This is a genomic window from Bacillus sp. P4_D3 (assembly GCF_056401855.1).
Map to the genome: position 1 here is coordinate 1 of NZ_JBFUIN010000144.1, position 7,379 is coordinate 7,379.

Consider the following 7,379-nt stretch of genomic DNA (forward strand, 5'->3'; position numbering starts at 1 on the left):
GATATATTAAGGCATGTGGAATATATTTGTTCATTAGGTGGAGAAAAAAATATAGGGTTTGGTTCTGATTTTGATGGGATTTTAGAAACTGTTGTAGGTGTAGAAGCATATAGGGATTATGAAAATATAATTAACCAACTTTGTAAAAAGTATAGTGAATCAATGGTAGAGCATTTTTTGTATAAAAATTTTATTGACTGTATTACTTTTTGATTATTATTTTCTAAAAAATCAGAAAAAATAAATTTTACTCGCGGTAATTTATTGATTTTTTTAAGACCTAATACTAGAATGGTGAACGAAATAGCATTATACTAAAGATTAAKGGAAATCAGAAGAGGCATAATTTGCGTCCATTGTAGTTTATTTGCATAAAAAATGCTAAACTAATACTGTAAAAAAATACACTACAATGAATGCAGCCAAAAGGGGTGTAGGAGATGATTAGTCAACTTTCATGGAAAGTTGGAGGCCAACAAGGTGAAGGAATTGAAAGTACAGGGGAAATCTTCTGTATTGCATTAAACCGATTAGGATATTACCTATACGGTTACCGCCACTTCTCATCACGTATTAAAGGCGGCCATACAAATAATAAAATTCGTGTAAGTACAACAGAAGTACGCGCGATCTCAGATGATTTAGATATTTTAATTGCTTTTGATCAAGAAACAATTGATTTTAACTTCCACGAACTACGTCCGGGCGGAATTGTAGTTGCGGATGCGAAATTTAATCCAACAATACCTGATAATACAGATGTAAATCTATATGTGATACCGTTTACAGATATTGCTTCAGAGTTAGGCACATCATTAATGAAAAATATGGTTGCTGTTGGGGCATCTAGTTCGGTATTAGGGTTAGACGAAACAGCTTATTTAGAGGTTGTTGAAGAAATCTTTGGTCGTAAAGGGGAGCAAGTCGTTCAAAAGAATATGGAAGCAATTAAACGCGGCTCTCAATATATGAAAGAATTGCTTGGTGAGAAAGTAAACATGATGCAGCTTGAAAAAGCTGATGGTAAGAAACGCATGTTTATGATTGGAAACGACGCAATCGCATTTGGTGCGGTAGCTGGTGGTGCTCGCTTYATGTCCGCATACCCAATCACACCTGCATCTGAAATTATGGAATATTTAATTAAAAAGTTACCGAAAGTCGGCGGAACAGTAATCCAAACTGAGGATGAAATCGCAGCTTGTACAATGGCGATCGGTGCAAACTACGCTGGTGTTCGTACATTAACAGCATCTGCTGGTCCTGGTCTTTCATTAATGATGGAAGCAATTGGTTTAGCAGGTATTACTGAAACACCACTAGTTATCATTGATACACAACGTGGTGGTCCAAGTACGGGCTTACCAACAAAACAAGAGCAGTCTGACTTAATGGCTATGATTTACGGAACGCATGGTGAAATTCCAAAAATCGTAATGGCGCCAAGTACAGTTGAAGAAGCTTTCTATGATATTGTAGAAGCGTTTAACTTAGCAGAAGAATATCAAGTGCCTGTTATCTTCTTAACAGATCTACAGCTTTCTTTAGGAAAGCAAACAGTAGAACCACTTAAGTTAGATAAAGTTGAAATTCGTCGCGGTAAGCTTGATTTAGAAATAGAATTACCAGAACGTGAAAATAAAGCATACTTCAAGCGTTATGAAGTAACAGAAGATGGAGTTTCACCACGTGTTTTACCTGGTATGAAAAATGGTATTCACCATGTTACAGGTGTAGAACATGATGAAACGGGTAAACCATCTGAATCAGCGTTAAATCGTAAAGATCAAATGGACAAACGTTTCCGTAAAATGGCGAACTTGCAGTTTAATACCCCTATTTACAAAAATGCTAAGCATGATGACGCAGACGTATTGTTAGTTGGCTTTAACTCAACTCGTGGTGCGATCGAAGAGGCAATGCAGCGTTTGGAACAAGAAGGAATGAAAGTAAACCATGCCCATGTACGTTTAATTCATCCGTTCCCAACAGCTGAAATCGATCCACTTGTGAAAAAAGCGAAGCGTGTTGTAGTAGTAGAAAACAATGCAACTGGTCAGCTTGCTAACATTATGAAAATGAATCTTGGCAATGGTGAGAAAATTTCTAATCTTTTAAAATACGATGGAAATCCATTCTTGCCGAAAGAGATTTACAACGAATGTAAAAAAGGGGTTGTATTAAATGGCAACATTTAAGGACTTTCGTAACAGTGTAAAACCAAACTGGTGCCCAGGTTGCGGAGACTTCTCGGTGCAGGCTGCGATTCAGCGTGCGGCAGCTAACGTTGGTTTAAATCCAGATGAGCTAGCTGTTATTTCTGGTATCGGCTGTTCAGGTCGTATTTCAGGGTATATTAATTCATATGGTTTGCATAGTATTCACGGACGTGCTCTTCCGATTGCACAAGGTGTGAAAATGGCAAATCGTGATTTAACAGTTATTGCATCCGGTGGTGACGGTGATGGTTTTGCGATTGGTATGGGACATACGATCCATTCTATTCGTCGTAACATTGATATTACGTACATCGTAATGGATAACCAAATTTACGGATTAACAAAAGGTCAAACTTCACCACGTAGTGAAGCTGGATTTAAAACGAAAAGTACACCACAAGGTTCAATTGAACCATCACTAAATGTTATGGAAATGGCATTAACAGCTGGTGCGACATTTGTGGCGCAAAGCTTTTCAAGTGATTTAAAAGAATTGACGCAAATTATTGAAGCTGGTATTAACCATAAAGGCTTTTCATTAATTAATGTATTTAGTCCATGTGTTACTTACAATAAAGTAAATACTTATGATTGGTTTAAAGAGAATTTAACGAAACTAAGTACAGTAGAAGGATATGATCCATCTAACCGCATGATGGCTATGCAAACATTAATGGAAAAGAACGGGTTAGTAACAGGTTTAATTTATCAAAATACAAAGCAGCCTTCTTACCAAGAGCTTGTAAAAGACTATAGTGAAAAGCCTTTAGTGCAAGCTGATTTAAATATGGATCAGAAAATGTTTGATGAGCTTGTTGCTGAATTTATGTAATGATCGGAGAGAAGGTTGCCACTTGGCAACCTTCTTTTTGAGTGAATAAAAATAATTAATAGATTTGTTTACTTAGAAAATTCAGAATGATAAAATAATATATAAATCGTTGTATAAAAATAGCATGTTCATTAACTGTGAAATGTAATATAGGATAAGGCTTCTTCTTCGTTAAAGTTGGCTAAAGGCTCTATACTATGATAATGTGTATAGGGATAAAGCAATATGCTTTTGGGTAGGACAAGATGAAATAATAAAAGGGAATGTCTATTTGTGTGGGGAAGACTTCATTCTTACGGATGATTAGATCGATTACTCAAGTTTCAAAGGGCAAGTTATCTCTCAAGCTATCTAACATCATTGAGATGGGTCTAAGCGCAGTAAAATGGACTACAGAGTGTGTATAGTTAAGGGTGAAAGGAGATTACCGATGAACGAGCAACAACGATTAGCAAGTCGACAAGCAAATTCCTCTACGAAAAAAGAAGAGAAAGATTATAGTAAATACTTTGAAAGTGTATACCAACCACCTTCCTTGAAATTGGCGAAAAAGCGTGGGAAAGAAGAAGTTAAAATTGAACGAGATTTTGGCTTACCTGAAGAGTTCCGCAATTTTGGCGCAGGAAGAAAGTTTTACATTCGTACATACGGCTGTCAAATGAATGAACATGATACAGAAGTAATGGCTGGGATTTTTACAACACTTGGATATGAGCCAACTTTTTCAACTGAAGAGGCAGATGTGATTTTATTAAATACTTGTGCAATTCGTGAAAATGCTGAAAATAAAGTGTTCGGTGAACTTGGTCATTTAAAATCATTAAAGCGAAGAAATCCGGATCTTTTAATTGGTGTATGTGGTTGTATGTCTCAAGAAGAATCTGTTGTAAATAAAATTATGCAAAAAAATCAGCATGTAGATATGGTGTTTGGTACACATAATATTCATAGATTACCGTATATCTTAAAGGACGCAATGTTCTCAAAAGAGACGGTAGTTGAAGTTTGGTCAAAAGAAGGGGATGTAATTGAAAACCTTCCGAAAGTACGTCGTGGTGATATTAAAGCTTGGGTAAATATTATGTATGGCTGTGATAAGTTCTGTACATATTGTATTGTACCGTATACACGCGGAAAAGAGCGCAGCAGACGTCCAGAAGATATTATTAAAGAAATTCGCCATTTAGCTGCGAACGGTTATAAAGAAATTACGTTACTTGGACAAAACGTAAACGCATACGGTAAAGACTTTGAAGATATACAATATGGTCTTGGCGATTTAATGGATGAACTTCGTAAAATCGATATCGCACGTATTCGTTTTACAACAAGCCATCCACGTGATTTTGATGATCATTTAATTGATGTTCTTGGAAAAGGTGGTAACCTAGTAGAACATATCCACTTACCAGTTCAATCTGGTAGTACAGATATGCTTAAAATTATGGCGCGTAAATATTCGCGAGAACACTATTTAGAGCTTGTACGAAAAATTAAAGAAACCATTCCGAATGCAGTACTAACGACTGATATTATCGTTGGTTTCCCAAATGAAACGGATGAGCAGTTTGAAGAGACGATGTCGTTATATCGTGAAGTAGGATTTGATACGGCATTTACATTTATTTATTCTCCGCGTGAAGGTACACCAGCTGCAAAAATGCAGGATAATGTGCCGATGGAAGTGAAGAAAGAGCGATTACAACGCTTAAATACACTAGTGAATGAATATGCAGTTAATAAGAATAAGCGCTATATAGGACAAATTGTAGAAGTATTAGTTGATGGAGAAAGTAAGAATAACCCTGAAGTACTTGCAGGATACACACGTACGAATAAACTTGTAAACTTTGTTGCTTCAAAATCTTTAATTGGTCAGCTTGTGAAAGTAAAAGTAACGGAAGCAAAAACTTGGTCTCTTAACGGGAAATTGGTTAAGGAACCGATTGAGGTGAAATAATAGATGAAAGTATATACGAAAGATGAAATTGTTGAGCAAGCGAAAGAATTAGCAAAAATGATCTCTGAAACAGAAGAAGTCGATTTTTTTAAGCGAGCAGAAGCACAAATTCATAAAAATGAAAATGTAAAGCGAGCAATTGATGAAATAAAAGCTTTGCAAAAACAAGCAGTAAACTTGCAACATTATGGGAAATGGGAAGCTTTGAAAAAAGTAGAAGCTGAAATTGATGCGCTTCAAGATAAGTTGGATAATATCCCAGTTGTACAGGAGTTTAAATCTTCACAAACATATGTAAATGACTTACTACAGTTAGTTGCTAGTACCATTTCTAACAATGTAACAGATGAAATATTAGTTTCAACTGGTGGCGATGTATTGAAGGGTGAAACTGGTGCAGCGGTAGAAAGTAAAAAAGGAAATTGTGGTTGTTAAAGAGATGTCTTATTGACATCTCTTTTTTTTAGTGAGTTATATTGTAAATTCTTCTCAAAAAAAAGAATGACACATTCCGCTATTGTCACGCATATGATTAAGTGAATAGTGATTGAGGAGGGTTACGAATGTCCGAATTTAGAGAGATTATTACAAAAGCAGTGGTTGGAAAAGGACGTAAGTATACAAAGTCAACGCATACATGTGAATCGAATAATGAGCCAACAAGTATTTTAGGGTGCTGGGTAATTAACCATTCGTACGAAGCGAGAAAGAATGGGAAACATGTGGAAATTGAAGGTTTCTATGATGTAAACACTTGGTATTCATTTGATGGAAACACAAAGACTGAAGTTGTAACAGAGCGTGTTAACTACAATGATGAAGTAAGCATTGGTTATCGTGACAAAAACTTTTCTGGTGACGATTTAGAAATTATCGCTCGTGTAATTCAGCCGCCAAATTGTTTAGAAGCTCTTGTATCGCCAAATKGTAATAAAATTGTTGTGACGGTAGAACGTGAATTTGTAACAGAAGTAGTTGGGGAAACGAAAATTTGTGTAAGTGTAAATCCTGAAGGTTGCGTAGAATCAGACGAGGATTTCCAAGTCGATGATGATGAATTTGAAGAATTAGATCCGAACTTTATCGTTGACGCAGAAGAAGAGTAAGAGAAAGCTAGGGAGAAGTTCTTCCTAGCTTTTTACAGTACATAAGTGGTGCTGAATGACCATGATTCCTTATGAAATGTGCTATAATGAGGAAAGACTCCTGGAATAGGAGATATGGGTGTCCGTGAAGTGTGACATATATGAATATAGATTATTATGTAAGAATTATGGAGGAAAGACATGACGCAATATACGCCTATGATACAGCAATACTTAAAGGTTAAGGCAGACTATCAAGATGCCTTTTTATTTTTCCGATTAGGTGATTTTTATGAAATGTTCTTTGAGGATGCGGTTAAAGCAGCTCATGAACTTGAAATTACATTAACGAGCCGAGATGGTGGTAGTAGTGATCGTATACCGATGTGCGGTGTACCGCATCATGCAGCTAAAAATTATATTGAACAACTTGTTGAAAAAGGATATAAAGTAGMTGTTTGTGAGCAAGTGGAAGATCCAAAAACAGCTAAAGGTGTAGTGCGCCGTGAAGTAGTACAACTAATTACGCCAGGAACGATGATGGAAGGGCGTACAATAGACGAGAAAGAGAATAACTTCTTAGCAGCATTAACACATTTCGAAGATGGATCTTATGCGCTAGCTTGCAATGACTTAACGACTGGACAAAATACAGTGACGTTGTTAACAGGTTCAGTAGAAGATATTTTATTAGAAGTGTATGCAACTGGTTCAAAAGAAATTGTTGTAGATTCTACATTTTCAAAAGATGAATTAAATAAATTAACTGAAACATTAAAAATGACGATTTCGTATGAAGATGCAACAACTATTCCAGAAGGATTAGAACATCTTGTGAAAAATGTTTCCCAAGCAAAATTAATTAAAGCAATTGGACGCTTATTTAACTATGTGATAAGAACACAAAAACGTTCGTTAGATCACTTGCAACCAGTAGAAATTTATTACACGAATCAATTTATGAAAATTGATGTGCATTCAAAACGCAATTTAGAGTTAACAGAGACTCTTCGCACGAAGGAAAAGACAGGCTCATTATTATGGCTATTAGACAAAACAAAAACGGCTATGGGTGGGCGTATGTTAAAACAGTGGATGGAACGTCCACTTATCCAGAAAGAAAAAGTTGAAGAGCGTTTAGAAATGGTTGAAACGTTTGTAAATGATTACTTTTTACGTGAAGATTTAAAAGAAAAGTTAAAAGAAGTATATGATTTAGAGCGTTTAGCAGGGAAAGTTGCATTTGGTAATGTAAATGCACGGGACTTATTACAGTTAAGACG

General features: G+C 35.9%; 7 protein-coding genes. All 7 read left to right on the forward strand.

Annotation, left to right across the window (positions count from 1 at the left end; genetic code table 11):
- Positions 1–213 (forward strand): membrane dipeptidase (locus AC1DTM_RS14955; RefSeq protein WP_477000418.1); only part of this gene is annotated, 213 nt, incomplete at its 5' end.
- Positions 214–440: 227 nt separating this feature from the next.
- Positions 441–2,198, forward strand: a complete 1,758-nt coding sequence (locus tag AC1DTM_RS14960) for a 2-oxoacid:acceptor oxidoreductase subunit alpha (protein ID WP_002160764.1) — start codon at positions 441–443, stop codon at positions 2,196–2,198.
- Positions 2,185–3,051, forward strand: a complete 867-nt coding sequence (locus AC1DTM_RS14965) for a 2-oxoacid:ferredoxin oxidoreductase subunit beta (protein ID WP_002088040.1) — start codon at positions 2,185–2,187, stop codon at positions 3,049–3,051. The genes AC1DTM_RS14960 and AC1DTM_RS14965 overlap by 14 nt, the downstream gene beginning before the upstream one ends.
- Before the next feature lie 430 nt (positions 3,052–3,481).
- Complete coding sequence (miaB, locus tag AC1DTM_RS14970; RefSeq protein WP_016105951.1) at positions 3,482–5,011, forward strand: tRNA (N6-isopentenyl adenosine(37)-C2)-methylthiotransferase MiaB; 1,530 nt, start codon at positions 3,482–3,484, stop codon at positions 5,009–5,011.
- A 3-nt stretch (positions 5,012–5,014) separates the two neighbouring features.
- A complete protein-coding gene (locus tag AC1DTM_RS14975) occupies positions 5,015–5,446 on the forward strand; it encodes a YlbF/YmcA family competence regulator (RefSeq protein ID WP_002033698.1) in 432 nt (143 codons plus the stop codon).
- Between the two features lie 128 nt (positions 5,447–5,574).
- Positions 5,575–6,117, forward strand: a complete 543-nt coding sequence (cotE, locus tag AC1DTM_RS14980) for an outer spore coat protein CotE (protein WP_477000419.1) — start codon at positions 5,575–5,577, stop codon at positions 6,115–6,117.
- Between the two features lie 180 nt (positions 6,118–6,297).
- Positions 6,298–7,379: MutS N-terminal domain-containing protein (locus AC1DTM_RS14985; RefSeq protein WP_477000420.1), on the forward strand; the 1,082-nt coding region annotated here is incomplete at its 3' end.